Here is a 26,354-nt window from a genome sequence, read left to right as displayed (position 1 = left end):
GGACGCCTCGGAATCCGAAGGCCGTGCCTGACTGAGGGTTCGGCGGGCCGGCGCTACCCTGTCGGCCGTGCCCACTCCGCAGCATTCGCCGAGCACGCCGCTGGCCTCGGTGTTGATGCTGGGTGCCGGCGTTCTGTTCGGCACCACGGGGACCGCGCAGGCACTGGGTCCGGACGGGATGGATCCACTCAGCGTCGGTGCCGTCCGGCAGGTCAGCGGCGGGCTGATCCTGGCCCTGGTCGGCGTCATCGCCTGGATGCGCCGCGAGGGTGCCCGCCGACCCCGTCCGAGCGTCAAAATCGGCTGGGTGCTGCTCGGCGGCGCCTCGATCATGGCTTTCCAGGCCACCTTCTTCGCCGGCACGCAGGCCAACGGGGTCGCTGTCGGAACGGTCGTCGCGCTCGGTTCCAGCCCGCTGTTCGCCGGCCTGTTCGAGTGGCTGGCCGGACGTCCACCCAGCCGGCGCTGGCTGGTCGCCACCCTGGTCGCGGTCGCCGGCCTGGTGTTGCTGTCGGGTGCGCTCGGGTCGACATCGGCCCCCGATCCGCTGGGCCTGTTGCTCTCGATCGTGGCCGGAGCGTCCTACGCCGGCTACGCCGTGGCGGCAGCAACCCTGCTGCGACAAGGCACTCATGCGCTGATCGCGACCACCGCCATTCTCGGCACGAGCGGGGTGATCGCCGCCGCCATCCTGCCGTTCGTGGACACGAGTTGGCTGGCCGAGCCGTCCGGGCTGGCGATGGCGTTCTGGCTGGGACCAGTGACCGTGGTGGCGGCCTACCTGTTGATGGGGACGGCGCTGCGCACCCTGACTGCCTCGACCGCGGTCACCCTCGGCCTGGCCGAGCCGATCACCGCGGCCACCCTGGGCGTCGTCGTGCTGAGTGAGGCCCTCACCACGATGCAGTGGACGGGCCTGGCTGCGGTACTGGCCGGCGTCCTGATCGCCGGAACCCGAGGGCGAATCCGTCGGTCGAGCTTGTCGAGACCTCAAACCAAGTACTGACAAAAGAGGGTTTCGACAAGCTCAACCAGCGGTGGTCGGGTCGATGAGTTCAACCAGCGTTGAGGCGGGACGGCAGGCTTAACCAGCGCGGACGCCGCTTCAGACCCGGCGCAGCCAGCCGTGGGTGTCCTCGGCGCGGCCGTACTGAAGGTCGAGGATGGCCGCCCGGATCTGCAGTGTCCGCTCCCCCGGCTCCGACCCCACCACGTGGTTGCCCTCCCGGGAGCGGAACTCTGCCACCGGGGTCAGCACCGCGGCCGTGCCGCAGGCGAAGGCCTCGACGATGTCGCCGGAGTCCACCCGATCGAAGATCTCGGCGAGGGTGATCGTCCGGGCCACCGGACGAAGCCCGAGATCGGACGCCACGGTCAGGATCGAGTCCCGGGTGACGCCCTCCAGGATGGTCCCGGTGAGCGCCGGCGTGATCAGCTCGCCGTCGGCGGTGATCACCATGATGTTCATGCCGCCGAGCTCTTCGGTGTTCACCCCGGTGCCGGCGTCGGCGAAGAGCACCTGCGAACAGCCGTGCTCGGCGCCCTCATACTGGGCGATCAGCGACGAGGCGTAGTTGCCGCCGCACTTGGCCGCCCCGGTGCCGCCCTTGCCGGCCCGGCTGTACTCGTCGGTGACCCAGATGTTCACCGGCTTCACCCCGCCGGGGAAGTACGGTCCGACCGGGCTGGCGATCACCGAATAGGTGACCCGCTGCGCGGCCCGCACGCCCAGGAACGGTTCGTTGGCGAACATGAACGGCCGGATGTACAGGCTGGCCTCGCCGCCCGCGGCGTCCGGCGTCCAGGCGGCGTCGACGCGCACCAGCTGCTCGATCGAGGTGAGGAAGTCCTCCACCGGCAACTCGGGCAGCATCAGCCGCCGAGCCGAGGCCTGGAGCCGCTGGGCGTTGCGTTCGGGACGGAACAGCCAGATCGAGCCGTCGGCGTGCCGGTACGCCTTGAGTCCTTCGAACACCTCCTGCGCGTAGTGCAGCACCGCGCAGGACGGGTCGAGTTGGAACGGTGCGTAGGGCACCACGCCGTCCTCGCCCCAGCCGCCGTCCTGCCGCCAGGTCGCGACCGCCATGTGGTCGGTGAAGTACACCCCGAAGCCGGGGTCGGCGTGGATCTCGGCGATCCGCTCCGTGCTGGCGGGTGCGGCGTTGCGGGTCAGCGGAAAGGTCAACGGCATGGGCAGGACAATACTCGCGCAGCGCCGCCGCCCGACGCCCCATGAAGCAACCTGGGTTGACAATCGGGCGATGTCAACCTAAGTTGCTCACATGATTGCCGTTGAGGTGGCGCGTACCGCGTCCGACACCAGTGACCCGATGTCCGGGCTGCGCGCGGTGGCGTCGCTGCGCCGGGTCACCGACATGCTCGAGCTGACCCAGGTCGAGGAGGCACTGCGGGCGGGCCACGGCTGGCCCGAGATCGCGGCCGCACTCGGGGTCACCCGGCAGGCGGTGCACAAGAAGTACGCGCGCAGAGTCGCGGCCGAACTACGGGGAAGGACGAACCGATGACCATGCTGCTGACCAGTCGATGGGCCGGCGCCGCGCAACTCGAGGCGGCCCGGACCCGGGTGTCCGAGATCGACATCGACCATCTCTACCTGGGCCTGCTCGCTGTCGGCGGTCAGGCGGCCCGCATCCTCGGACGGCACGGCGTCTCACTCAGCACCGCCCGGCGACGCGTCCGCGAATCACTGGCCAGCGACCTGGACGCGCTCGGCCTCGCCGCCGCCGAGTCCGTTCTGCCTCCGCCCCGGGCCGCGCGCGACATCGACATCGCCGACTGGCGGGCCACCGACCGCGCCCACGAACTGGTCAACCACGCACCGCTTCGCGACGGCACCGCCGCCGCCTTGGGCGCGTTGATCGAGGAGCCTTCGGGAGTCGTCCGGCGACTGCTCGCCGCCGACGGCGTCGATCCCGACGAGTTGCGCACCGAACTGGCGACGTCCGCACCCGAGACAGCCGCGGTCGAGCGAGTCGACGCCGACCCCGCCCTGCTGCCGCCGCCGTCGAGTGCGAACCGGATCCGGCACTACCTGTCGGCCCCGCCGCGGGTGGTCGCGGATGCGCTCGCCGATCCGGCGCTGCTCGCGGTCTGGGCCTATGACCCGCACCGATCCGAGGTGAGCGCGGACGGCGAGACCGTCCGCCACCGCCGCGGCCGCAAGGAACTCACCCTGCGGATGCACCACGTCCGCCGGACTGAGGACGCATCGGAGGTTGTCACCTGGATCCACGAAATGGTGGACGGCCGGCACGCCGGGCAGCCCCTGCGCTACGACCGTTTCGAGATCGTGCCCGCGACCGGCGGCGCCGAGTTGGTGCACACCGCCGGCCAACGCAGCTTCGGCTTCCTGGGCCGGATCGTCGGCCCGGCGTCGGCCAGGTTCGCCGGGTTGGGCATGCTCTACGCCGCGCACCGGATCGGAATGGAGATCGCCGACCGGCAACCGGAGTGACCGCTGATCGAGCTTGTCGAGATTCCTCCGACCCCGTCGATCGAGCTTGTCGAGATCTCACCTCTGAGCCGAAACGGGTCTCGACAAGCTCGACCAACGGTGGGTTCCCTGAGACGCGCGTCTCAACCAGTGGGCGGACTTCTACAGTGACGCCATGCCGCAGAACATCGCTGTGATCCCCGGTGACGGGATCGGTCCCGAGGTCGTCACCGAAGGCCTGAAGGTCCTCAAGGCCGTCGTCGGGGACGATGCCTTCGACTTCACCCACTACGACCTGGGCGCCGAGCGCTGGCAGCGCACCGGCGAGGTGCTGCCCGAGTCGGTGCTGGCCGAGCTGGCCCAGGCCGACGCCCTGATCCTCGGCGCGGTGGGTGCCGCCCCCGGTTCGAAGGCGATCCCGTCCGGACTGCTGGAGCGCGGCCTGCTGCTGAAGCTCCGCTTCGCCTTCGACCACTACGTCAACCTGCGGCCGTCCAAGCTCTACCCGGGCATCACCACTCCCCTGTCGGACGCCGTGGTCGCCCGCGGCCCGATCGACTTCGTCGTGGTCCGTGAGGGCACCGAGGGCCTGTACTGCGGGGTCGGCGGTTCGATGCAGACCGGAACCGAGTTCGAGGTGGCCAACGAGGTTTCGGTGAACACCGCCCGCGGTGTCGAGCGGGTCGTCCGGGACGCCTTCGAGCGGGCCATGCGGCGCCGCAAGAAGGTCACCCTGGTGCACAAGCACAACGTGCTGGTGAACGCCGGCGGCCTGTGGAACCGGATCTTCACCGCGGTCGCCGCCGAGTACCCGGAGGTCACCACCGACTACCTGCACGTCGACGCCACGATGATCATGCTGGTGCAGGATCCGCAGCGCTTCGACGTGATCGTCACCGACAACCTGTTCGGCGACATCGTCACCGACCTGGCCGCCGCGGTCACCGGCGGCATCGGCCTGGCCGCTTCGGCCAACATCAACCCCTCAGGCGCGTTCCCGTCCATGTTCGAGCCGGTGCACGGCTCGGCCCCGGACATCGCCGGCCAGGGCATCGCCGACCCGACCGCGACCATCTCGTCGATGGCGCTGCTGCTCGATCACCTCGGACGCCGCGACGACGCCGCCCGGATCGACGCCGCCGTGGACGCCGACATCGCCTCGCGCGGTGCTGCCAAGCGCTCCACCTCCGAGGTCGGCGACGCCATCGCCGCCCGCGTGAGCTGAACGCCTACCCGGTATAGCCCTCCCTAACTACTTCAGCCCTCCCGCATGTGGGAGGGCTGAAGTAGTTAGGGAGGGTTTCATGGGCGGGGTCAGCCGCGGCCACCCTTGCGTTCAGGGGCGATCACCCGGATCACCGACGAGTCGTCCATCGCGGCCTGGCCGGCGGCTTGGGCGATCAGGAACAGTCCTTCGGCGGCGGCGGCGATCGGGGTGGCCAGGCCGGCCGAACGGGCGGCGCCGTTGACGATGCCCATGTCCTTGGTGAAGATGTCGATCCGGCTGCGCACCTCGGCACCACCCTCGTCGTAGGCCTGCAGCATCCGCGGGCCGCGATCCCCCAGCATGAAGGACGCGGCGGCACCTGCCCCGAGGGTCTCCAGGGCGACCTTGGTGTCGAGCCCGAGGGCGTCGGCCAGCGCCAGCGCCTCGGCGCCGGCGGCGATATGCACCCCGCAGAGCAGCTGGTTGACGGTCTTCATCGCCTGGCCATCGCCGGGCTTGGCACCGATCCGGACCAGGGTCGAGGACAGCTGCTCGAGCGCGCCGAGCGTCAGCGCGTAGGCCTCGTCGGTGGCGCCGACGGTGATCAGCAGGTCGCCGGTGCCGGCCCGGACGGGGCCGCCGGAGATCGGCGCGTCGACCAGGTGCAGTCCGTCGGCGGCCAGCCGGCCGGCGACCTCGCGGACGGCGTCGATGCCGACCGTCGAGGTGAGCAGGATCGTCGATCCGGGTGCCAGCACGGCGGCGACACCGTTCGGCCCGTACAGGGCGTCCTCGAGTTGTGCCTTGTTGCGCACCGCGAGCAGGACGATGTCGGCACCGGTCGCCGCCTGCTGAGCGGACGCGGTAGCGGCGACGCCGGCCGAGGCACCGAGGCTCAGCCGCTCAGGGTTGATGTCGAAGCCGCGCACGGTGAACTTCTCGGCGAGACGGGTGGCCATCGGCAGGCCCATCGCACCGAGGCCGAGGACGGCGATCACGGGGTTGTTCATGTTGATTCCTGTTCAGTCGGAGAGTTTGTCGGCCACGTCGGCGAGGGACTGGTCGCCGCCGACGTTGCCGGCGAAGACGATGTAGGGGACGCCGCGGGCCGGTCCGGTGATCGGTTCCCACAACGAAACGATGCCGGGCAGCATCGGGCCGCGGACGATCGCCCGGCCGATCTCCAGGCCGCGCGCCGCGACATCGGAGGAGGTGATCCCGCCCTTGGCGATGACGAAGCGTGGCGGCGTCCGGTCGAGGACCGTGCGCACCACCTGCACCACGGCGTCCGAAACGGCCCGGGCGATCCGCAGCGAATCGTCGCCGTCGGCGCCCTCGACCAGCATCCGGCTGGTCCTGACCACCGCGTTTCCCCTGGTCAGCGCATCGCTGACGGCATCGATCACGTCCGACAGGTGGGCGTCGCGAGCGTCGGTGAGCACGGTGGCCACATCGATCTCGAACTCGGCGGGGGCCCGGCGTTCGCGTAGGGCGTCCAGCTGGCGGGTGGTCAGTCCGACATGCGAGCCGACCACGATCAAGCCGCCGTTGGCCGACTCGGCGGGGCGGATCGACGCGACATCCTCGGCGGTGAGCGGTTCACGGACGGCTTGGCCGATCATGGCGCGGACGAACGGCGGCCCGACCCGGAACACGAACCGCTTGCCACGGGCCTGTGCCTCCAGCAGTGCCAGCGCCAATGCCCGCAGATCGGCCTCCTCCACGATGTCGACCACCACTGGACGCCCATCGCTCAGACCGTCGAGAGTGGCCGCCACGGACTCGGACGCCAACCGGAGCTCACTCAGCGTGATCGTGGCCACCTGATCGGCCGGAACACGTCCGCGGGTCTTCTCGGCCACCCAGTCGCGCAGGTCGGAACTGCGGTAGCCGAAGGTGGCGTCGCGGGCGAACTCGGTCTCCCCCACCGGCAGGTAGCCGGCGGCATCACTGCCGGCGTAATGCACCGAGTTCACCGTGATCCGCCCTGCATCGCCGAAGGCGGGCACCACGACGACGCCGTCGACGCCGATGCCGTGCTCGGCGAGCGTCATCCGGATGGTGTCGGGTTCGAGCGGAAAGTGGCCGCGCAGCGTGGAGTCGCCGCGGGAGACGATGTCGACCTCGATGCCGAGCCGCTCAGCCGCCTCGAGTGCTGCCGAGACGACCTCGACGTTGCAGCGGGCGGCCGCTCCGGGGTCCAGGGAGCGTGAGTTGGTCATCACATAGACGGCGGCCGCACCGGTGCCGAGGGCCCATTCCAGGTCGTCCGGCGCCCACGCGTTCAGCACCGGAAGGTCGGCAACCGACTGCGTACCGGTCGGGTCGTCGTCCAGAACGATGAGCGGACGCGCTCCCTGCGTCCGTGCCGTCCGGACATCCTCAGGGCTGATCGGACGTGCCGGCGGAAGGCCGGCGAGCAGTTCGTCCCTGGAAATCATCCACACCTCCGTTGGTGAGTATCAGACCTCTGAGGTCTGATAGCTGACTGTAACAACGCCTCCGCGCTGAGGACAAGGGTTTGGACCGTTGGGACGGAGCATCGGGGACGGTTCTCTCACGTTCGGAAATCGCACGCCGAAGAACCGTCCCCGATTGTTCGTGCCCGATTGTTCGTGCCCGTTCAGGCGATGGACGCCTTGTCGGCGGCCTGGCCGAAGTAGGTCCGGGTGTCGTCGGCGGTCTGCCGCATATGGGAACGCATCGCCTTGCGTGCCGCCCGCGGGTCACGTCGCTCCAACGCCTCGAGCACCATGCGATGCTCCTCGATCGCGTGGTCGCGCATCTGCGGGATCGCCGAAGTCTCGCGACGGGCGGCCACCAACGCCCGGCTCAGCGGCTGCATGGTGGCGGCGATGAACGGATTGTCACAGCCGTCCAGGATGAGCTGGTGGAAGGCGAGGTCGGCGGCGACCATCGCCGGCACATCGGTGGCGTCGTGGGCGGCGACCATCGCGTCGAGATGCGCGCGGAGCCGGGCCAGTTGTTCGTCGGTGGCCACCAGTGCGAAATGCTCGGCGGCGCCGATCTCGATGTAGCCGCGCACCTCGACGAGCTGCAGCAGGACGTCCACCGGACTCCCCTGGTTCACCCGCACCAGCGCCTCGATCGACAGCCACGCACCGATCGGGTTCACGAACGTGCCGCGGCCGTGCACCGGGTTCAAAACCCGCTGCGCGGCCAGGATCTTGACCGCCTCCCGCACCGTCAACCGACTGGCGCCGGCCTGCTGCGCCAACTCGTCCTCGGCGGGCAGCCGCCCGTCGATCGTGAACCGCCCGGACTCGATCGCGGCAAGGATGAACTCGATCACCTCGTCGACCCGGCTGCGCATCGCGTCCTCTCCTCAGACCTCTGAGCAACCGAACCTATCAGCCACCCGCACTCGCCCTTCTCGACCAGAAACCCCCTGCCTAACTACTTCAGCCCTGCCGTCGACGGGAGGGCAGAACTAGTTAGGGAGGGCCCTACGGGAGCGGCGCAGGCACTCAGGACGCCGGGGCGTCCGGTTCGCGTCGGTACCACAGCCGCAGCGGCTCACCGAAGAACCGGCCGCGCAGCCACCAGGTCAACTCGATCAACACCGCGCCGATCAGCCCGGCGACCAGACCCGTCCGAAGAGCGCCGGCGTTGCCGACATCGAGCAGGAACAGCGACTGGGTGAACGGCCAACTGAAGATCAGCAGATAGGCCAGCCCGGAGACCAGCACCAGCGCCACCTTCCACCATTGGTAGGGACGCGCCACCACCGCCAGCACCCAGGTGGCGGCGACGATCATGCAGGCCAGCGTCGCGGTCGTGGCCTGCCGCGACGCCACCTCACCCGCTCCGGGCGCCGGCAGCACCAGCAGGTAGGTGACGAAGGTCGCCACCGCGACGATCACCCCGGCCGGGATGCCGAGCCGCAGCACCCGCTCGACGAAGCCGGGACGGGCTCGCTCCGTGTTCGGCGCCAGGGACAGCAGGAAGGCCGGGATGCCGATGGTGAACCAGCCGGTGATCGTGATGTGGATCGGCAGGTACGGGAACGGCACCCGCCACAGCACCACGAACAACGCCAGCAGTGCCGAATAGATGGTCTTGGTGAGGAACAGGTTCGCCACCCGCTCGATGTTGCCGATCACCCGGCGGCCCTCGGCCACCACGTGCGGCAGGGTGGCGAACCGGTCATCGAGCAGGACGATCTTGGCGACCGCCCTGGTGGCCGGCGATCCCGAGCCCATCGCAACACCGAGGTCCGCGTCCTTCAATGCCAGCACGTCGTTGACGCCGTCACCGGTCATCGCCACCGTGTGCCCGCGCTCCTGCAACGCGCCCACCATGGCACGCTTCTGGTGCGGCGTGACGCGTCCGAAGACGTCGTTGTGCTCGACGGCCTCGGCGAACGCGCCGGGGTCGGCGGGCAGGGTACGGGCGTCGATTGCATACTCGGACACCACCCCGAGCGAACTGGTCACCGCGCCCACCGAGGCGGCATTGTCGCCGGAGATCACCTTCAGCGCCACGCCCTGGTCGGCGAAGTAGGCGAGCGTCTCGGCGGCGTCCGGGCGAACCCGCTGATTGAGCACCACCAGCGCCTGCCCGGTCACCGCTCCAGGCGCCGCCGGATCATCGACGGGATGCTCGGCCGTGCCCACCAGCAGCACCCGCAGCCCGCCGGCGGCGAGTTGCTCGGCCTCCGACGCCGCCGCCGAGTCGGGCGCGGCCAACACGTCCGGGGCGCCGATCACCCAGCTGACGGCCGCGCCGTCCGGACCGACGAAGGTGGCACCGGACCACTTCTTCGCCGATGTGAACGGCGCCTTGGCGAGCACCGGCCAGCTGTCCTGCGCCGGTGGGAACACGGCGGCGACGGCCTGCATCGACGCGTTCGGACGCGGATCGGACGCCGCCAACTGCCGCAGCCCCTCCTCGACCTCGGACGCCGCGGCACCGTCGATGAGCCGCAGCTCGCCGTAGCTCATGCCGTTCTCGGTCAGCGTGCCGGTCTTGTCGGCGCACACCACGTCCACCCGGGCCAGGCCCTCGATGGCCGGCAGTTCCTGCACCAGGCACTTGCGCTGCCCGAGCCGGACGACGCCCAGCGCGAAAGCGACGGCGGTCAGCAGCACCAGCCCTTCGGGGACCATCGGCACCAGCGCCCCGGCCATCGCCAGCATGGCGCGCCGCCAGTCGTGCCCGGCCTGGAACAGCTGCACCCACACGGTCGCCAGGCCCACCGGCACCAGCACCCAGGTGATCACCTTGAGGATCTGGTTGATGCCCTGGGTGAGCTCCGACTTCACCAGGGTGAATCGGGCGGCTTCGGCGGTCAGCTGTGCGGCGTACGAGGCGCTGCCGACCTTGGTCGCACGGTACGTGCCGCTGCCCGAGACCACGAAGCTGCCGGACAGGACCTCACTGCCCGGCGGCTTCGGCTCCGGGTCGGATTCCCCGGTCAGCAGCGACTCGTCGACCTCCAGGTAGTCCGACTCGGCCACCACACCGTCGACCACGATCTGGTCGCCGGGCCCTACCTCGATCAGGTCGTCGAGGACGATCTCCTCGCGGCCGTACTCGCGGGCACTGCCCTCCCGGCGGATGCGCGGACGGGCCTCTCCCACCACGGCGAGGCTGTCGAGGGTCTTCTTGGCGCGCAGCTCCTGGATGATGCCGATCGCGGAGTTGGCGATGATCAGCAGACCGAACGCGGCGTTGATCCAGGAGCCGGTGGCCAGCACGCAGATCAGCAGTGCGGCCAGGATGCCGTTGATCCGGGTGAACACGTTGGCCCTGACGATGTCGGCGGCGCTCCGCCCGGAACGAGGGGGAAGGTCGTTGCGCTGCCCCCGGGCGACCCGGTCGGCGACCTCGTCCGGGCTGAGTCCAGGGTTGGCCGCCCGCGTCTCCATGGTCACCTCAGACAGCCTGCCATACCCGCGGAGCGGCACCTTCACCGCCGACGGCGCAACGGGGACGGGTCAACTGACCCGTCCCCGCTGCGCTGCACAAGTGATGCTGTTGGCTACCCGTCGCCATTCGCCGATGGGCTCGAACGCACCCACTCCGGCGGCACGTAGCTCACATCGATGCCCAGGTCGGCCAGCTTCTCGCTGATCCGCTGCAGTTCCGTTTCACTGGGCAGCTCGTTGGTCACCCGCAGGAACTCGGCGCCGACGTCGATGCGTTCCGCCGGCACCAGGCCGTCGCGGACGATCCGATCGGCGAGTTCGTCGATCTCTTCCTGGCTGAGCCTGCGACGGAGCACGGCGAGCAGCGGGACGTAGTCCGCCTCGGGTATTCCCTGCGGATAGCCCCCTTTGAGCCAGTTCACGATTCGCTCGATTCGTGACATCTCGGTTTGGCCTCTACCCTCCTGGCTGGTTGGCGCCGCCACCGACGCCTCCAACGGCCAGCCTGCTTGGGCGAGTCTACCGGCGACTCGACGCACGTCCGACTCCGACGGCTCCTCCAATGCTGTTTCCCTGATCAGTTCCCTGATCTGCTCCTCGGTGTCGCCGGTCCCGGCCGAGGACTGCAACTGGCGGGCCAGTTGCTGGACCTCCGACTCGGTCAGCGACCGCCGCAGGATGCCCAGCAGGGCCACGTAGTCATGCTGCGGAACCCCGTCGGGGTAGCCCGCGCGCAGCCACTGCAGAATCCGCTCGAACAATCCGGTTCGGTCAGCCATGGGGTGTGCTGCTCCTACTTCTTGATGAACGTCGGGAAGATGTGCTCGAACGAGACCTTGTAGCCGAACCCGGACGAGATGATGATCGCCAGTCCGATGGCGATCACCGCCAGCACCACGGCGAAGGTGATCCAGGCGACGATCTTCATCATCGGCTTGCCCGCTTCGCCGCTGACCTCGGCCGAACCTCCGGCACCCTGGGCGAGCGCGCGCACGCCGAAGGCGAACAGTGCCGGCAGGCCGGCGCCGATGACGATCGAGACGGCCACGACCTGGCCGATTGCGCTACCGAACAGTTGAAACATGTCGTTGCCCCCTTCAGGCCTTGGCGCCGATGGTCTCGTCCGACGCGACGGACGCGCCCGGCGTGGCATCGGGCTGCCACTCATCGTTGACGTTGCCGGCATGCACCGCGGTCTTGCGCGAGTGCGCGATCATCCAGAAGGTCAGCGCGACCAGCGCACCGAAGACGATCAGGACGCCCGCGTAGCCGCCGATGCCGTTGCCGAGCCAGAAGCAGACCGCGCCGACCAGACCCGCCGCCGGCAGGGTGATGAACCAGGCCAGCACCATGCGCATCGCGACGCCCCAGCGGACGTCCGCGCCACGCTTGCCCAGCCCCGAGCCGAGGATCGAGCCGGTGGCGACGTGGGTGGTGGAGAGCGCGAAGCCCAGGTGGCTCGAGGTCAGGATGACCGCGGCCGAGGAGGCCTCGGCGGCCATGCCCTGCGGAGCCGAGATCTCGACCAAGCCCTTGCCCAGGGTGCGGATGATCCGCCAGCCGCCGGTGTAGGTGCCGGCCGCGATGGCGAAGGCGCAGGCGAACTTGACCCACAGCGGCACCGTGGTGGTGTCGGTCTGGACGCCGTAGGCGATCAGCGCCAGCGTGATCACACCCATCGTCTTCTGGGCGTCGTTCGTGCCGTGCGCGAGCGAGACCAGCGAGGCGGTGCCGATCTGGCCCCAGCGGAAACCGCCCTCGGCGTAGCGCTCGGCCACACCGGTGGTGATCTTGTAGACCAGCCAGGTGCCGATGGTGGCGACCAGTGCTGCGACGACCGGGGACGCGAAGGCCGGCAGGATGACCTTGCCGACCACGCCGTCCAGCTTGGTGCCGTCGCCCATCCAGTTGACGCCGCTGAAGCCCAGGGCAGCAGCGGTGGAGCCGATCAAACCGCCGAACAGGGCGTGCGACGAGCTGGACGGCAGGCCCAGCAGCCAGGTGAGCAGGTTCCACAGGATGCCGCCGATGAGTCCGCAGAAGACGATCATCAGCAGTTCATGGCCGTTGTTGGCGAGAAGCTCGGGATTCGGCGCGCCGCTCGAGCTCTGCAGCCTCACCACCGCGTTGGTGACCGTGAGTGCGACCTCGACGGAGAGGAACGCGCCGACCAGGTTCAGGACCGCCGACAGTCCGACGGCGGTTTTCGGCTTGAGTGCGCCGGTGGCGATCGAGGTCGCCATGGCGTTGCCGGTGTCGTGGAAGCCATTGGTGAAGTCGAACGCAATGGCGGTGCCGATAACCAGGATCAGCAGAAGTAACTCGAGTGTCACATCGGGAAGCCTCACGCCCCCGGGTGAACAAGTGGCCCGCCGAAGGTTAACGGAAGGTGTCATCAGCCGGTCGGCTCGGCCAAATCCGGTGCCGGCCCCCGAGCGTCCGCCCCCGACCGGACTCGCACCCCCGGGGACGGTTCTCCGGCGTTCGAAAAACGCACGCCCAAGAACCGTCCCCCGACGTGTGAAAAACGCACGCGAGAGAACCGTCCCCCGACGTTCGGCCCGGAATCCAGAACGGGCGCCGGCTCCCTTGTGGGGAGCGACGCCCGTTCCTCATGCGTCCCGCGGTTGGCCGGGAGGCAAGTCTTCGATCAGCGTGCGGCGGTGCCTTCGACGTAGTCGTCGTCGTGGCTCTTCACCCACGCCATCAGCTTGCGCAGCTCGCGGCCGGTGGCCTCGATCGGGTGCGCCTCGCCCTCGGCCCGCAGGCGCTTGAACTCGGGCGCGCCGGCGTCCTGGTCGTCGATGAAGCGCTTCGCGAACGCACCGGACTGGACGTCGCTGAGCACGGCCTTCATGTTCTCCTTGACCCGGGGGTCGATGACCCGCGGGCCGGACACGTAATCGCCGAACTCGGCGGTGTCGGAGACGCTCCAGCGCTGCTTGGCGATGCCGCCCTCGTACATCAGGTCGACGATCAGCTTCAGCTCGTGCAGGCACTCGAAGTAGGCCACCTCGGGCTGGTAGCCGGCCTCGGTGAGCACCTCGAAGCCGGTCTGCACCAGCTTGGAGACACCGCCACACAGCACAGCCTGCTCGCCGAACAGGTCGGTCTCGGTCTCTTCGGTGAAGGTGGTCTTGATGCCGCCGGCACGCAGGCCGCCGATCGCCTTGGCGTAGGACAGCGCCAACGGCCAGGCCTGGCCGGACGCGTCCACCTCGACGGCCACGATGACCGGGACGCCGCGGCCCTCGGAGTACTCGCGGCGGACCAGGTGACCCGGGCCCTTCGGAGCGACCATGCAGACGTCGACACCCGCCGGCGGGGTGATGTAACCGAACCGGATGTTGAAGCCGTGGGCGAAGAACAGCGCGTCACCCTCGTTGAGGTTCGGGGCGATCTGCTCGGCGTAGATGGTGCGCTGGAACTGGTCGGGGGCCAGGATCATGATCAGATCGGCCTCGGCGGCGGCCTGGTCGACCGTCACCACCCGCAGCCCCTCGGACTCGGCCTTGGCGGCCGACTTCGAGCCCGGACGCAGACCCACCCGGACGTCGACACCGGAGTCGCGCAGCGACAGCGCGTGCGCGTGCCCCTGCGAGCCGTAGCCGATCACGGCCACCTTGCGGCCCTGGATGATCGAAAGGTCGGCGTCGTCGTCGTAGAACATCTCTGCCATGTGTCTTCCTTACTGACTAGTTGTTGCGCACCGGGGTGCGGGTCTTGTCGGATTTGGACCGGTCGGTGAGTGACTTGCTGCCCCGCCCGAGGGCGACCAGGCCGGACTGGACGAGCTCCCGCACGCCGTAGGGCTTGAGCATTTCGAGCAATGCCTCCAGCTTGTCAGGCGAACCGGTGGCCTCGATGGTCAGCGACTCGTTCTGGACGTCGACCGTCTTGCCGCGGAACAGCTGGACGATCTCGATGATCTGGCTGCGGCTGACCGGATCGGCCTTCAGCTTGATCAGCACCAGCTCGCGGCGCACCGCGCTCTCTTCGAGTTCGACGATCTTCAGCACCTCGACCAGCTTGTTCAGCTGCTTGGTGATCTGCTCCAGGAACTGCTGGTTCTCGACACCGACCTGCAGGGTGATCCGGGACAGCTCGGGACGCTCGGTCTGCCCGACCGCCAGCGACTCGATGTTGTAGCCGCGACGAGCGAACAGGCCGGCGATCCGGGCCAGGACACCCGGCTTGTTCTCGACCAGCACGCTCAGCGTGTGCGTCCTCACAGTTCTTCTTCCTCCCAGTCGGGCGCCAGGTCCTTGGCGATCTTGATGTCGTCGTTGCTGGTGCCGGCGGCCACCATCGGCCAGACCATGGCGTCCTTGTGCACCACGAACTCGACCACGACGGGCCGGTCGGTGATCGACAGCGCCTTGTTGATCACGGCGTCCACCTCGCTGGGATGCTCAGCGCGCAGACCGACCGCGCCCATCGCCTCGGCAAGCTTCTGGAAGTCCGGGACGCGCAGCGTCTTCAGGTCGGTGTTGGAGTAGCGCTGCCCGTAGAACAGGGTCTGCCACTGCCGCACCATGCCCAGGCTCTGGTTGTTGATCACGGCGATCTTTATCGGGATGCCCTCCAGGGCACAGGTGACCAGCTCCTGGTTGGTCATCTGGAAGCAGCCGTCGCCGTCGATGCCCCACACCACCGCGTCCGGACGGCCCACCTGGGCGCCCATCGCGGCCGGGACGCAGTAGCCCATCGTTCCGGCACCGCCGGAGTTCAGCCAGCGGCCCGGCTTCTCGAACGGCAGCAGGTGCGCGGCCCACATCTGGTGCTGGCCGACGCCGGCGGCGTAGTAGGCGTCCGGTCCGGTCAGCTCACCGACCCGCTTGATCACGTACTCGGGCGAGAGCATGCCCTCGTGGGTCGGCTCGGTCGGCACCCGGTACTTCTCCTTGATGCCGATCAGGTAGCGCTGCCAGGCGCCGAAGTCGGGCAGGTCGGCGCCGCGCAGGACGCCGTTCAGCTCGGCGATCACCTGCTTCACGTCGCCCACGATCGGGACGTCGGCGATCCGGTTCTTGGAGATCTCGGCCGGGTCGATGTCGGCGTGGATGACCTTGGCGCCGGGCGCGAACGAGTCCAGCCGGCCGGTGACCCGGTCGTCGAAACGGGTGCCCAGAGCGACCAGCAGGTCGGCCTTCTGCAGCGCACCGACGGCCGAGACCGAACCGTGCATGCCGGGCATGCCCATGTGCAGCTCGTGGCTGTCCGGGAACACGCCGCGGGCCATCAGGGTGGTGACCACCGGGACGCCGGTGATCTCGACCAGCTTCGCCAGGTCCTCGGCGGCTTCGGCCTTGACCACGCCGCCGCCCACGTAGAGCACGGGCCGGCTGGACTCGGCGATCAGCCGGGCGGCTTCGCGGATCTGCTTGACGTGCGGCTGGGTGACCGGGTGGTAGCCGGGCAGGTCGATCACCTCGGGCCAGTTGAACGGCGCGGTGTTGGACAGAGCGTCCTTGGCGATGTCGACCAGGACGGGGCCGGGGCGTCCGGACTTGGCGATGTGGAAGGCGGCTGCGATCGCGCCGGGGATGTCCTCGGCGTGGGTGACCAGGAAGCTGTGCTTGGTGACCGGAAAGGTGATGCCGCGGATGTCGGCTTCCTGGAAGGCGTCGGTGCCGATCGCGGCGCTGGCCACCTGGCCGGTGATCGCGACGATCGGGACGGAGTCCATGTAGGCGTCGGCGATGGCGGTGACCAGGTTGGTCGCGCCCGGGCCGGACGTCGCCATGCAGACCCCGACCCTGCCGGTGGCCAGGGCGTAGCCCTCGGCGGCATGGCCCGCGCCCTGCTCGTGGCGGACCAGGATGTGCCGGATCAGCTTGGACTGACCGAGCGGATCGTAGGCGGGCAGGATCGCGCCGCCGGGGATGCCGAAGATGACCTCTACACCCACCCGCTCCAAGGACTCGACAAGGGATTCGGCCCCGGTCAGCAGTGGTGGTGCGATGGTGTCGGACATCTCAGTCCCCTTTCTGCGGGTGTTTGGTCGCGGTTCCTCTTGCATGAAAAAACCCTCGCTGCGTCGGCAGGCGAGGGTGCGTGTCGGTCGACTAGTCGGCTGACACGCTCACGAAAGTACGAGGAAGAAGATCCGCACGTGGACAGTTTTCGCCCGCGGGCCCGACTGTGTCAACTCTCGGACCAGCGTTTTCAGGATGTGGACCGGATTCGGCGTTCCGGCTGGTCACCGGGTCAGGAGCTGAGAGCCGCCTGCACCTCGTCGAGGTCGATCGTGGTGTCCCGGTCGAACAGGGCGCGCATGCCCGGGTCGTCGGCGTAGCGCGGCACCAGGTGCAGATGCAGGTGGAAGACCTCCTGGCCGGCGACCGCACCGGCGTTGGAGAGCAGGTTCATCCCGTCCGCACCGAGCCGCTCGGTGAGCAGCCGGGCGGTGGCGGTGACGGCCGGCGCGATCTCGGTGAGCGCCTCGTCGGCGCTCAGCAGGTCGTCGACGTGCCGACGTGGGATGACCAGGGTGTGCCCGCGCTTCCACGGGTTGATGTCGAGAAAGGCGATCGCCTTGTCGTCTTCGTAGATCCGGCGGGCCGGAATGTCGCCGGCGACGATGGAGCAGAACAGGCAGGCCATAGGGCGAATCTAGTGCCACCGTTGATCGAGCTTGTCGAGATCCTCAGGGTTTCGACATGCTCAGCCGACGAGCGAGCTCAGCCGGCGTTGATCGGCAGTCGCACCGGGAAGCCGGCTTCGGCGAGCGCCTGCTTCACCTCGGCGATGCTGAGCGTGCCGTAGTGGAACACGGACGCGGCGAGCACCGCGTCCGCGCCGGCCCGGGCGGCGTCCACGAAATGCTCGACGGTGCCGGCGCCGCCCGAGGCGATCACCGGGACGTCCACCACCTTGCGGACGGCCTCGATCATCTCCAGGTCGAAGCCGGCGGTGGTGCCGTCGGCGTCCATCGAGTTGAGCAGGATCTCCCCCGCACCGCGGTCGACGGCCTCCTTGACCCAGGCGATGGCGTCCAGGCCGGCGGATTTCCGTCCGCCGTGCGTGGTGACGCCGAAGCCGGACGGCTGCCCGGCCTCGCGGCGGGCGTCCAGGGAGAGCACCAGCACCTGGTTGCCGAACCGCTGGGTGATCTCGTCGATCGCCTGCGGACGGCTGATCGCGCCGGTGTTGATGCCGACCTTGTCCGCGCCGGTGCGCAGCAGCACGTCGACGTCGTCGACACCGCGCACTCCCCCACCCACGCACAGCGGAATGAACACCGTCTCGGCGGTGCGGCGCACCATGTCGTGGGTGGTTTCCCGGCCCTGCGCCGACGCGGAGATGTCCAGGAAGGTCAACTCGTCGGCACCCTGTTCGCCGTAGGCGGCGGCCAACTCGACCGGGTCGCCGGCGTCCCGCAGGTTGAGGAAGTTGACGCCCTTCACCACCCGGCCGTCGTGGACGTCGAGGCAGGGGATGACTCGGATGGCGACGCTCATGACAGGCAGCGTAGCGGGACCCGCGCAGCGTTCAGTCGGTGACGGTGATGACCACCCGGCGGTTGAGAGCCCGGCCCTTGCCGGTCTCGTTGGTCGCGACCGGTTTGCTCTCCCCGTAGCCCTTCGCCGTGACGGCCAGCTGCGGCAACCGCGCCAGCAGTGCTGTGCGGACGGCTTCGGCGCGGCGCTGGGACAGCCTTCGGTTGTAGCTCGCGCTGCCCTTGCTGTCGGTGTGCCCGGCAACCCTGACCTTGATCGCGCCGAGTTCGTCCAGCTTCGCCGCTGCCCGCCGCAGTGCCGAGCCGGCCTTGGCGTTCAGCGTCGCCTTGTTGTAGGCGAAGAAGACATCCGCCCGCAGCGTGATGGTGCGGCCGTTCTCGACCATCGAGCCGTCCAGGCTCGCCACCGGAAAGGTGATCTCGCGGGTGGGTAGCTCCATCGGCAGTGCCTGACCGGCCGTGCCGGGCTCGGGCGTGGGTGCCGTGGTCTCCGCCCGGGCCCCCGTCACCGGGAGCAGCAGCACCACGATCAGACCGACGACCGGGCGCCTCACCGTTGCACCGGAACCTTGCTGAAGGTGCCTGCGATCGGAATGCTCACACCGACGGTCTCGACCCCTTCGGGGATGGCTTTGAACGTGACGCTGAAGGTGTACGACTGGCCGGGCGCGAGAAACGTGGACGAGTCCGCCCTTGAACAGACACAGATGCCGGAAGAATCGCGGGCCGGCAGATAGCGCAGCTTGTTCACCCCGTCGATCAGGTAGACCCCATCGACGGTGTACCGGTCGTCCGTCATCGCCTCGCCGGTGGCCGGATCGGTGGCTGCCTGTCCGTCTCCGAACATGCCCGCCTTCAACTGGATCTTGTGACGGTCCGCGGTGCCTGTCGACGCATACGCGTTGGTCAGCGTGAAGGTGACATTCGTGACGCCATCGCGGACGGCGACCTCGTTGAGTGCGATCGTGGCCGGCTCCGAGTTTGCGGTTCCCTTCCGGACCTCGATCACCGGAAGCTCGCCCGCAGTCGAACTCGGCGGGGCGCTGGCCGTGGTCGCCGGGGTCGCGGTCTCTGGTGCTGTCGACTCGCTGGCGGCTGGCGACTGGCTCGGTGTGTTGCCGATCGTGCAGCCGGCCAGCGGGAGCAGGCAGGCAACCAGGGTGGACAGCAGAATGCGCATGACGAGCCTCCTCGTTCGGGGAGCCCTTACCGTAGATGTCGATGGCGTTGTCGACCGGTTCCAGCCCTGTCGGCTGTGGATAACTCCGCGGCGTGGAGAGGTCGAGCCGTTCAGTCCTCCAGCGGTGCGGCGTCCACCACCCCACGGCGGACCCGATCGATCACCTCGCGGCAGGTGGTGCGCAGCGGCCCGGGTCCGGCCGCTTGGGCGACCTGGCCGGCGAAGTCGACCACCTGGCGGGCCCAGCGGACGAAGTCGCCGGCGGTGAGCCCGGATTCGTCCAGCACGTCGCCGAGCGGGCGTCCGGACGCCCAGCCGTGGATCGGCTCGGCGAAGCCGATGTCGGGTTCGGGACCACGCTCCAGGCGGTGATCGCGTTCGGTCAGTCCCACGTCGCGCCAGACCCGGCGGAGTTCCTGTTGCGCCACCTCGGACGCCCGGTCGGGCATTCGGGGCGGACGGCGCCGGTCGCCGCCCCGGGCCTCGAAGACGACTGACGACAGCACGGCCGCCAGCTGTGGCGCCGAGAGCCCGTCGAAGACGCCGGCACGGATGCATTCGGCGCTGACCAGGTCGAGTTCGGCGTAGATCCGGGCCAGTTTCCGTCCGGCGTCGGTGACCTCGGTGCCGCCTTCGGTCAGGTAGCCCAGCGACTCCAGCACCGAACAGATCCGGTCGAACCGCACCGCGATGGTGTTGGTGCGACGGTCGGCCTGGCGTTGCCGTCCGGCGTTCTCCCGCTCCAGCCGCAGCGCCTGCTCGGCCCAGCGGGCGTGGTTCTCGCGGTCCGGGCAGTCGTGGCAGGGGTGCGCCTTCAGCTGGGCGCGCAGATCGGCGATCCGGCCGGCCACCTCTTCGTCCATGGCGGACGGCGAGTAGCGGGGCTGGGTCAGGTCGATCTCGGCCAGCTTGGAGCGGAACGCCGCCGACAGGTTGCGCCGGGACGCCGGCTGGCGGGGGTCGAAGTGCTTCGGCACCCGCATCCGTCCGGCCACCACCGGCGGGGTCGGGAAGTCGACCAGCGACAGCCGCTTCAACTGGCGTTGCTCGGTCATCACCATCGGGCTCGGATCGCCCTTGGCCAGGCCAGGATCGACCACCACCGCCCAGCCGGTGTGCCGTCCGGACGGCACCCGCAGGATGTCGCCGGGTCGCAACTCGAGCAGCACACTGAGCGACTCGGCGCGGCGATCCGCCTTGCGGCTGCGGGCCGCCTCGGCCTCCAGTGCGGAGATCTCGGCACGCAGCCGGGCGTACTCCACGAAATCGCCCTTGTCACAGGCGGCTTGGGCCAGGTAGCCGGCGATCTGTTCGTTGGTCCGGGCGATGGAGCGGGCGAGTCCGACCACCCCGCGATCCGACTGGTACTGGGCGAACGACTGTTCCAGCAGCACTCGGGCGCGTTCGCGTCCGACCGATCCGACCAGGTTGACCGCCATGTTGTAGGTGGGCGCGAACGACGAGCGCAGCGGATAGGTGCGCCGGGAGGCCAGGCCGGCGACGGCACGCGGATCCATTCCGGTCTGCCACAGCACCACCGCGTGGCCCTCGACGTCGATGCCGCGGCGTCCGGCGCGTCCGGTCAGCTGGGTGTATTCGCCGGGCGTGATCGGGGCGTGGCTCTCGCCGTTGTACTTGACCAGCCGTTCCAGCACCACGCTGCGAGCCGGCATGTTGATGCCCAGCGCCAGGGTTTCGGTGGCGAACACCACCTTGACCAGGCCGCGGACGAACGCCTCCTCGACGCACTCCTTGAAGGCGGGCAGCAGCCCCGCATGGTGGGCTGCGATGCCGTTGCGGAACGCCGACAGGAAGCTCCCGTAGTCGAGGGCGTCCAGATCGGACGGCGACAAGCCCTCGATGTGGGTGGCGGCGATCGCCTCGAGTTCGCGACGTTCGGCGGAATTGGTCAGCCGGAGCCCGGAGTGCATCAACTGGCCGACGGCCGCGTCACAGCCGGCCCGGCTGAAGATGAAGAAGATCGCCGGCAGCAGGCCCTCGGCGTCCAGCCGCTCGACGGTGGCGTCCCGGCGGGGCACCAGCGACGAGCGCGGGCTCCGCTTCTCGATCGCGTTGCGGGTGCGCCGGTTGCGCATCTTCCGGGAGTCGTCGCGGACGTTGCGCGACTCCTCTTTCGCCAGCCGCAGCAACTCCGGGTTCACGTCGACCTGGCCGGCGGGCAGCGGTGTCGCGGTGGGTGCCTCGGCGTCGAACAGGTCGTAGAGCCGGCGTCCGGCCATCACGTGCTGGAACAGCGGCACCGGACGCCGCTCGGACACCACGATCTTCACATCGCCCCGGACCTCGTCGAGCCAAGCCCCGAACTCCTCGGCGTTGCTCACGGTGGCACTCAGCGAGACCACCTGGACCGATTCGGCCAGCCCGATGATCACCTCTTCCCAGACCGCGCCGCGGAACCGGTCGGCCAGGTAGTGCACCTCGTCCATCACCACGAAACCCAGTCGGCGCAGCGTCGGTGAGTTGGCGTAGATCATGTTGCGCAGCACCTCGGTGGTCATCACCACCACCGACGCCTCACCGTTGATCGTCACGTCGCCGGTCAGCAGCCCGACGTTCTCGGCCCCGTGCCGCTCGACCAGGTCGTGGTACTTCTGGTTGCTCAGCGCCTTGATCGGCGTGGTGTAGAAGCACTTGGTGCCGCGCTGCAGGGCGAGGAATACCGCGAACTCCCCCACCACCGTCTTGCCGGCCCCGGTGGGCGCCGCGACCAGCACCCCCGAGCCGTCCTCGACATACCGGCAGGCGTCCAACTGGTAGGTGTCCAGGGGAAAGCCGTAGCCGGAGGCGAAGGCTCGCAACAGGTTCCCGGTGTCGGTGTTCATCGCCGCCAACCTACCGCGCCCCGTCCGGTGCGAGGGGACGGTTCTCCCGGTCACCGGGGACGGTTCTCTTGGTCACTCTTGGAACGAAAAGAACCGTCCCTCCGTACCAGTTGTGGAACGAAAAGAACCGTCCCCGCGTACCACTCAGCCGAGGACGTGCAGCGCGTTCGACACGGACGCCACCCGCAGCGGCACGTCGCCCAGCGCCTCGCCGTCGCCGCTGCCGATCAGGCCGTCGCCGTCCACCACCACCTCGGACGCCCGGAACCGCTCGATGGCGGGGTGCCGGACGAATCCGCCCGAGTACAGCGACGGCAGCAGCCGCAGCAGCGTCGCCCGTCCGACGGGGTGGATGACGGTGACGTCGAGCAGTCCGTCGTGGACGTCCGCGCCGGGCGCGGCCCGCATGCCGCCGCCGAAGAACTCGGCGTTGGCCACGAAGATCGCCATCGAATCCAGTTCGCGCGGGACGCCGTCAACCCTCAGCCGGTAGCGCAGCGGACGGAAGGTGCGCAGTTCGGCCAGCGCGCAGACCGCGTAGGCCAACGGACCGAGCGGCACCCGCAATGCAGCGGCCCGCAACGCCACCCGGGAATCGAACCCGCTGGAGACGACGCAGCCCACCCAGCGGGTGGTGCCGTCCGGTTTGGTCACCTGAGCCAGGTCGACCCTGCGCCGGCGTCCCTGCGTCACCGCGACGACGGCGTCCCGGACGCCCAGCGGCAGCCCGAGCCCTCGGCACAGGTCGTTGCCGGTGCCCGCGGGCAGCACGCCCAGCGGCACCGGCGTTCCGGCGCACGCGTTCAGGCCGAGGTGTGCCATGCCGTCGCCGCCCATCACCAGCAGCACATCCGCTTCGGCGGCCGCCGCGCGACAAGCTGCCTCGGCGTGCTCGGCGTCCGCGGCCTCCACGATCCGCAACGCATCGGACGGCAGCGCGGCACCCAGGGCTTCGGCGACCTTGGGCAGCAGACGGCGGGCACGTCCGCGTCCGGCGGTCGGGTTGACGACGAGGTGGACGCGCCGCGCGCCGTCGCTCACGACGTGGCGAGTTCCGCGGCAGCCTCGCGGCGGGCCTTCCGCTTGTCATTGGCCCGGCAGATCAGTTCGGCCACGATGAACAGCAGCGACATCGGGATCGCCAACGCACACATTGAGAACGGGTCCGTCGACGGCGTGGCAGCGGCGCCGAAGACGAAGGTGCCGAAGATCACATAGGTGCGGGCCTTCGCCAGCTGCGATGCCTTCACCACGCCGACCATGTTGGCGCCCACCACGACGACCGGCATCAGGAAGCCGAGCCCGAAGACCACCATCAGCTGCAGCATCAGTTCGAGGAATTTGTCGATCTCGATCAGGTTGGTGATCGGCACCGACTCGGGCGTGAACGACATCATCACCGAGATGCCCTGGGGCAGCACCAGGTACCCGACCGCAACACCGGCGAGGAACAGCGGCAGCGCGGCGGCGAGGAAGGTGAGCGCCCAGCGCTTCTCTTTGGCCAGCAGCGCCGGAACGATGTAGGCCCAGATCTGGTACAGCCAGATCGGCGACGCCAGGATGAGTCCGCCGACACCACAGATCTTCATCGCCAGGATCAGCGGCGTGGTGACGCCGGACAGCACCATCTGCGTGCTGAGTTCGGGATTGGTTTCGCTGAGCATGTCGCGAGCCTGCAGCCAGGGCTGGGTGAGAAAGCCGTACACCTGGTTGTAGAAGACGGCGATGACGATCATGCCGAGCACGATCCAGACCAGCGAGAAGATGACGCGGTAGCGCAACTCACGCAGGTGGTCGCCGAGCGACATCACCCCGTCCGGTGATTTGGGGGGCGGTTTGAGCCACCCGAGGCTGAACCGTCGGGCCACGATCGATCAGGCCCGCTGGCCCTTGTCCTTCTCATCGGGGACGATCTCGCCCTCGTGCACGATGCCCTCCGGCTCGGCGACCGGCCTGGACGGCGGAACCGCGGGCGGGGTGTCGGTCTTCTTCAGCGAGGACGTCTCTTCCTTGAACTCACGGATCGCTTTGCCGGCGTTCTTACCCGCGTTCGCGAGCCGGCTGCCGCCGAACACGAGCAGGGCGATGATCGCCAGGATGACCCATTCCATACCGCCAGGCAGGCCGAACATGCGCTGTGCTCCTTCGTTGCGAGTAACTCCGCGAGTCTACTCAGTGCTGGGGATCTGGACCTGCGAGACCAGATCGGCGAGTTCTTCGGCCCGCTTGCCGAGCATCTGCAGTTCGCTGAACAGATCGGACACCTTGTGGGCCAGCCAGACCGCGTAGGAACCCACGGTGATCAGCCCGGCCACCGCGATGCCGACGAAGATCCACACCCACATCATGGAGCGAGACTAACCGATCCCGACCCGAGGAGTTCCGCATACAGCTCCAGAGCTTCGGAGGCGGCGGCACGGGCCGACTCGGCCGCCTCGGGCGGATCGACGGCACGCACCTCGGGACCGAGCCGCAGCAGCAGGGAGCGCAGCCAGGCCGGATCGGCGACCAGCAGCTGCACCCGCCAGCCGCGGCGGAACCGCTCCACCGAGCGGACCGGGTAGTACTCGCTGATCCAGTGCGCCCGATCGGTGACGGTCAGTGTGACCAGCGCCGCCTCGGGCCGCACCTCGAGCCAGCCTCCGTCGAAGGGCGGCGGTTCGCCCCGATCGGCGACGCCGCCCTCGGCGGGATCGACCGACGCGATCCGGTCCAGCCGGAAGGTGCGCCAGGCGTCCCGGTCGCGGCTCCAGCCCTCCAGGTAGACGTAACCGTCACGCACGCTCAGCCGGTGCGGCTCGACCACCGGCGTGGTGGTTTCGGCGCGGGTGAACCCGTCGTAGCTGAGCCGCACCGCTCGGCGGGCGGCGATCGCGGCCGCCAGCCGTTCCCGCACCGCGCTCTCCGAAGTGGCGACCGCGAAACCGACCCGCTTGCTCTCCTGCGCGCCGGCCACCTTGGACAGTTTGGCCAGCGCCGAGTCGACCGCCTCGCCGGCGGCACCACCGGTGACCTCCCGGACGGCGCGCAGCGCCACGATCAGGCTGGTCACCTCTTCGATGGTGAACCGCATCGGACGCGACAGGTAGTCGGCGTTGCTGAGGCTGATCCGGCCCTGCTCCTGGACGGCGTCCATGTCGATGTCGATCAGGTCGCCCGGCATTCCGCCGGGGAGGCCGACGAACCACAACACCTCCAGGTCGGCCAGCAGCCGACGGGGGGTGACGCCGAAGGCCTGCGCGGTGGCGGCCAGGTCGGCGTCCGGGTGGGCCTGCAGGTAGGGCACCAGCGCGAGCAGCCGGGACACCTGATCCAGCGACGTACTCATCGTGCCACCGCCGCCAGCCGGCCGATCACCTGGCGTCGCAGCGCGGCGGGTTCCAGCACCAGCACGGCCGGGCCGTACCCGCACACCTCGGTGACGAACTCGCGATCGCTGGTGTACGGGACGCGCCACGCCGCGAATCCGGGCGGGAGCGGTGCGGCGTCGTCAACCGGGAGGCCCCGACGCCGCAGGTCGGGCGCCTTGTCGCCACGGATGGCGACGACGGCTTCGGCGGCGGCCGGGGCGGGCTCGAGCGGCCGGGTCAGTTCGGTCAGGTCCATGTTCTCGGGCAGCTCGTAGGCACCGGGCTTGCCGATGGTGCGCGGAGCGTCCTCGAGGCGGGCCAGCTTGAACAGCCGCGCGGCTCCCCGGGTGCGGTCGAAGCCGGCGAGATACCAGGAGCCGCGCCGGTAGGTGAGCACCCACGGCTCCACTTCGCGCCGGACGCCGCGATAGCCGAAGCCGACCACCGTCCGGGTCATCGTGGCTTGCCAGAGCGGTTCGAACGCCGGCTCCTTGGCACCGATGCTGGGGCTGACGCCGGGCAGCCGGGAGGCGTCCGGGTCGATGCCGGCGGCGCGCAGCTTGGCCAGCGCGCTGACCGTCTGCTCGGCCAAGGTGGCAGTGCCCCACACCTGGCTGGCCAGGCCGAGGGCGGTGGCTTCGGCGGCGGTGAAGTCGATCGGCGGCAGCTCGAAGTCCTGGCGGCGGATCCGGTAGCCGATGTCGTCGGGGAAGAGCGAGGAGTTGCTGCCGGTCTCGACCGGGACGCCCATCGCCCGCAGATCGTCCTTGTCGCGTTCGAAGGTGCGCTCGAACGCGGCGTCCGACAGGCCGGCGTAGCCTTCGACGACCTCGCGGATGTGGTTCTTGTCCAGGAAGCGCCGGGCCATCAGCAGGCAGATGGCGAGGTTCATGATGCGCTCGGACTTGCGTGGCGCCATCGGACCTCCCGCCCTGCCTCGAGGATGTGCCTGCCGGGTGAGGCTACC

General features: G+C 69.3%; 26 protein-coding genes. 4 read left to right on the top strand and 22 right to left on the bottom strand.

What is annotated here, in order from left to right; genetic code table 11:
* Positions 1-67 precede the first annotated feature (67 nt).
* Entirely contained in the window at positions 68-1,006 is a 939-nt protein-coding gene (locus Q0066_RS09565) for an EamA family transporter (protein ID WP_298132354.1), read from the top strand.
* A 99-nt stretch (positions 1,007-1,105) separates the two neighbouring features.
* Here Q0066_RS09565 and Q0066_RS09560 read toward each other — a convergent pair whose 3' ends face one another.
* Positions 1,106-2,191, bottom strand: a complete 1,086-nt coding sequence (locus Q0066_RS09560) for a branched-chain amino acid aminotransferase (RefSeq protein WP_298132353.1) — start codon at positions 2,189-2,191, stop codon at positions 1,106-1,108.
* Between the two features lie 91 nt (positions 2,192-2,282).
* On the opposite strand from Q0066_RS09560, the gene Q0066_RS09555 reads away from it, so the two are divergent.
* From Q0066_RS09555 to Q0066_RS09545, 3 genes are all read left to right on the top strand, one after another.
* Positions 2,283-2,525, top strand: a complete 243-nt coding sequence (locus Q0066_RS09555) for a hypothetical protein (RefSeq protein ID WP_298132351.1) — start codon at positions 2,283-2,285, stop codon at positions 2,523-2,525.
* A complete protein-coding gene (locus Q0066_RS09550; protein ID WP_298132350.1) occupies positions 2,522-3,475 on the top strand; it encodes a Clp protease N-terminal domain-containing protein in 954 nt (317 codons plus the stop codon). Before Q0066_RS09555 ends, Q0066_RS09550 begins: the two co-directional genes overlap by 4 nt.
* Positions 3,476-3,629: 154 nt before the next feature.
* On the top strand, positions 3,630-4,679 hold the full coding sequence (locus tag Q0066_RS09545) for a 3-isopropylmalate dehydrogenase (RefSeq protein ID WP_298132348.1): 1,050 nt from the start codon (positions 3,630-3,632) through the stop codon (positions 4,677-4,679).
* 89 nt (positions 4,680-4,768) lie between these two features.
* Here the strand turns inward: Q0066_RS09545 and Q0066_RS09540 are convergent, their stop codons facing one another.
* From Q0066_RS09540 to Q0066_RS09440, 21 genes are all read right to left on the bottom strand, one after another.
* Positions 4,769-5,671, bottom strand: a complete 903-nt coding sequence (locus Q0066_RS09540) for an NAD(P)-dependent oxidoreductase (RefSeq protein WP_298132346.1) — start codon at positions 5,669-5,671, stop codon at positions 4,769-4,771.
* A 12-nt stretch (positions 5,672-5,683) separates the two neighbouring features.
* The gene (locus tag Q0066_RS09535; protein WP_298132344.1) at positions 5,684-7,102 is read right to left on the bottom strand and encodes a four-carbon acid sugar kinase family protein; all 1,419 of its coding nucleotides are present in this window, start codon (positions 7,100-7,102) and stop codon (positions 5,684-5,686) included.
* Positions 7,103-7,284: 182 nt separating this feature from the next.
* Positions 7,285-7,995, bottom strand: coding sequence for a FadR/GntR family transcriptional regulator (locus tag Q0066_RS09530; protein WP_298132342.1), 711 nt, complete (start codon positions 7,993-7,995; stop codon positions 7,285-7,287).
* A 154-nt stretch (positions 7,996-8,149) separates the two neighbouring features.
* Positions 8,150-10,552 (bottom strand): HAD-IC family P-type ATPase, encoded by a 2,403-nt coding sequence (locus Q0066_RS09525; RefSeq protein ID WP_298132383.1) that lies wholly within the window; start codon positions 10,550-10,552, stop codon positions 8,150-8,152.
* A 113-nt stretch (positions 10,553-10,665) separates the two neighbouring features.
* Complete coding sequence (locus Q0066_RS09520) at positions 10,666-11,331, bottom strand: DUF3349 domain-containing protein (RefSeq protein WP_298132340.1); 666 nt, start codon at positions 11,329-11,331, stop codon at positions 10,666-10,668.
* 14 nt (positions 11,332-11,345) lie between these two features.
* Positions 11,346-11,636: a hypothetical protein gene (locus Q0066_RS09515; RefSeq protein WP_298132338.1), complete on the bottom strand. Its 291-nt coding sequence runs from the start codon at positions 11,634-11,636 to the stop codon at positions 11,346-11,348.
* Between the two features lie 13 nt (positions 11,637-11,649).
* Complete coding sequence (locus tag Q0066_RS09510; RefSeq protein ID WP_366521511.1) at positions 11,650-12,900, bottom strand: inorganic phosphate transporter; 1,251 nt, start codon at positions 12,898-12,900, stop codon at positions 11,650-11,652.
* Between the two features lie 302 nt (positions 12,901-13,202).
* Positions 13,203-14,231: a ketol-acid reductoisomerase gene (gene ilvC / locus Q0066_RS09505; protein WP_298132336.1), complete on the bottom strand. Its 1,029-nt coding sequence runs from the start codon at positions 14,229-14,231 to the stop codon at positions 13,203-13,205.
* Positions 14,232-14,247: 16 nt separating this feature from the next.
* Positions 14,248-14,784: an acetolactate synthase small subunit gene (gene ilvN / locus Q0066_RS09500; RefSeq protein ID WP_298132334.1), complete on the bottom strand. Its 537-nt coding sequence runs from the start codon at positions 14,782-14,784 to the stop codon at positions 14,248-14,250.
* Positions 14,781-16,574 (bottom strand): acetolactate synthase large subunit, encoded by a 1,794-nt coding sequence (locus Q0066_RS09495; RefSeq protein ID WP_298132332.1) that lies wholly within the window; start codon positions 16,572-16,574, stop codon positions 14,781-14,783. Before Q0066_RS09495 ends, ilvN begins: the two co-directional genes overlap by 4 nt.
* A 188-nt stretch (positions 16,575-16,762) precedes the next feature.
* On the bottom strand, positions 16,763-17,158 hold the full coding sequence (locus Q0066_RS09490) for an HIT family protein (protein WP_298132331.1): 396 nt from the start codon (positions 17,156-17,158) through the stop codon (positions 16,763-16,765).
* 77 nt (positions 17,159-17,235) lie between these two features.
* Positions 17,236-18,015, bottom strand: coding sequence for an imidazole glycerol phosphate synthase subunit HisF (hisF, locus tag Q0066_RS09485; RefSeq protein WP_298132329.1), 780 nt, complete (start codon positions 18,013-18,015; stop codon positions 17,236-17,238).
* Between the two features lie 31 nt (positions 18,016-18,046).
* Complete coding sequence (locus Q0066_RS09480; RefSeq protein WP_298132327.1) at positions 18,047-18,568, bottom strand: OmpA family protein; 522 nt, start codon at positions 18,566-18,568, stop codon at positions 18,047-18,049.
* Positions 18,565-19,194 (bottom strand): hypothetical protein, encoded by a 630-nt coding sequence (locus Q0066_RS09475; RefSeq protein ID WP_298132325.1) that lies wholly within the window; start codon positions 19,192-19,194, stop codon positions 18,565-18,567. The genes Q0066_RS09480 and Q0066_RS09475 overlap by 4 nt, the downstream gene beginning before the upstream one ends.
* Positions 19,195-19,304: 110 nt before the next feature.
* Positions 19,305-22,037: a DEAD/DEAH box helicase gene (locus Q0066_RS09470; protein WP_298132322.1), complete on the bottom strand. Its 2,733-nt coding sequence runs from the start codon at positions 22,035-22,037 to the stop codon at positions 19,305-19,307.
* A 144-nt stretch (positions 22,038-22,181) separates the two neighbouring features.
* Positions 22,182-23,078 carry a YegS/Rv2252/BmrU family lipid kinase gene (locus tag Q0066_RS09465; protein WP_298132320.1) on the bottom strand — a complete coding sequence of 299 codons (897 nt, stop codon included), beginning with the start codon at positions 23,076-23,078 and terminating at the stop codon, positions 22,182-22,184.
* The gene (gene tatC / locus Q0066_RS09460; RefSeq protein WP_298132318.1) at positions 23,075-23,845 is read right to left on the bottom strand and encodes a twin-arginine translocase subunit TatC; all 771 of its coding nucleotides are present in this window, start codon (positions 23,843-23,845) and stop codon (positions 23,075-23,077) included. Before tatC ends, Q0066_RS09465 begins: the two co-directional genes overlap by 4 nt.
* A gap of 66 nt (positions 23,846-23,911) precedes the next feature.
* Positions 23,912-24,169, bottom strand: coding sequence for a twin-arginine translocase TatA/TatE family subunit (locus Q0066_RS09455; protein WP_366521510.1), 258 nt, complete (start codon positions 24,167-24,169; stop codon positions 23,912-23,914).
* Between the two features lie 36 nt (positions 24,170-24,205).
* Entirely contained in the window at positions 24,206-24,385 is a 180-nt protein-coding gene (locus Q0066_RS09450) for a hypothetical protein (protein WP_298132316.1), read from the bottom strand.
* Positions 24,382-25,365: a WYL domain-containing protein gene (locus Q0066_RS09445; RefSeq protein WP_298132315.1), complete on the bottom strand. Its 984-nt coding sequence runs from the start codon at positions 25,363-25,365 to the stop codon at positions 24,382-24,384. Before Q0066_RS09445 ends, Q0066_RS09450 begins: the two co-directional genes overlap by 4 nt.
* Positions 25,362-26,306 (bottom strand): WYL domain-containing protein, encoded by a 945-nt coding sequence (locus tag Q0066_RS09440; protein ID WP_298132313.1) that lies wholly within the window; start codon positions 26,304-26,306, stop codon positions 25,362-25,364. Before Q0066_RS09440 ends, Q0066_RS09445 begins: the two co-directional genes overlap by 4 nt.
* Between the last annotated feature and the right edge of the window lie 48 nt (positions 26,307-26,354).

The sequence above is a fragment of the Micropruina sp. genome (assembly GCF_027492755.1).
Taxonomy (GTDB): Bacteria; Actinomycetota; Actinomycetes; order Propionibacteriales; family Propionibacteriaceae; genus Micropruina.
This window is presented reverse-complemented; position numbering and strand designations above follow the sequence as displayed.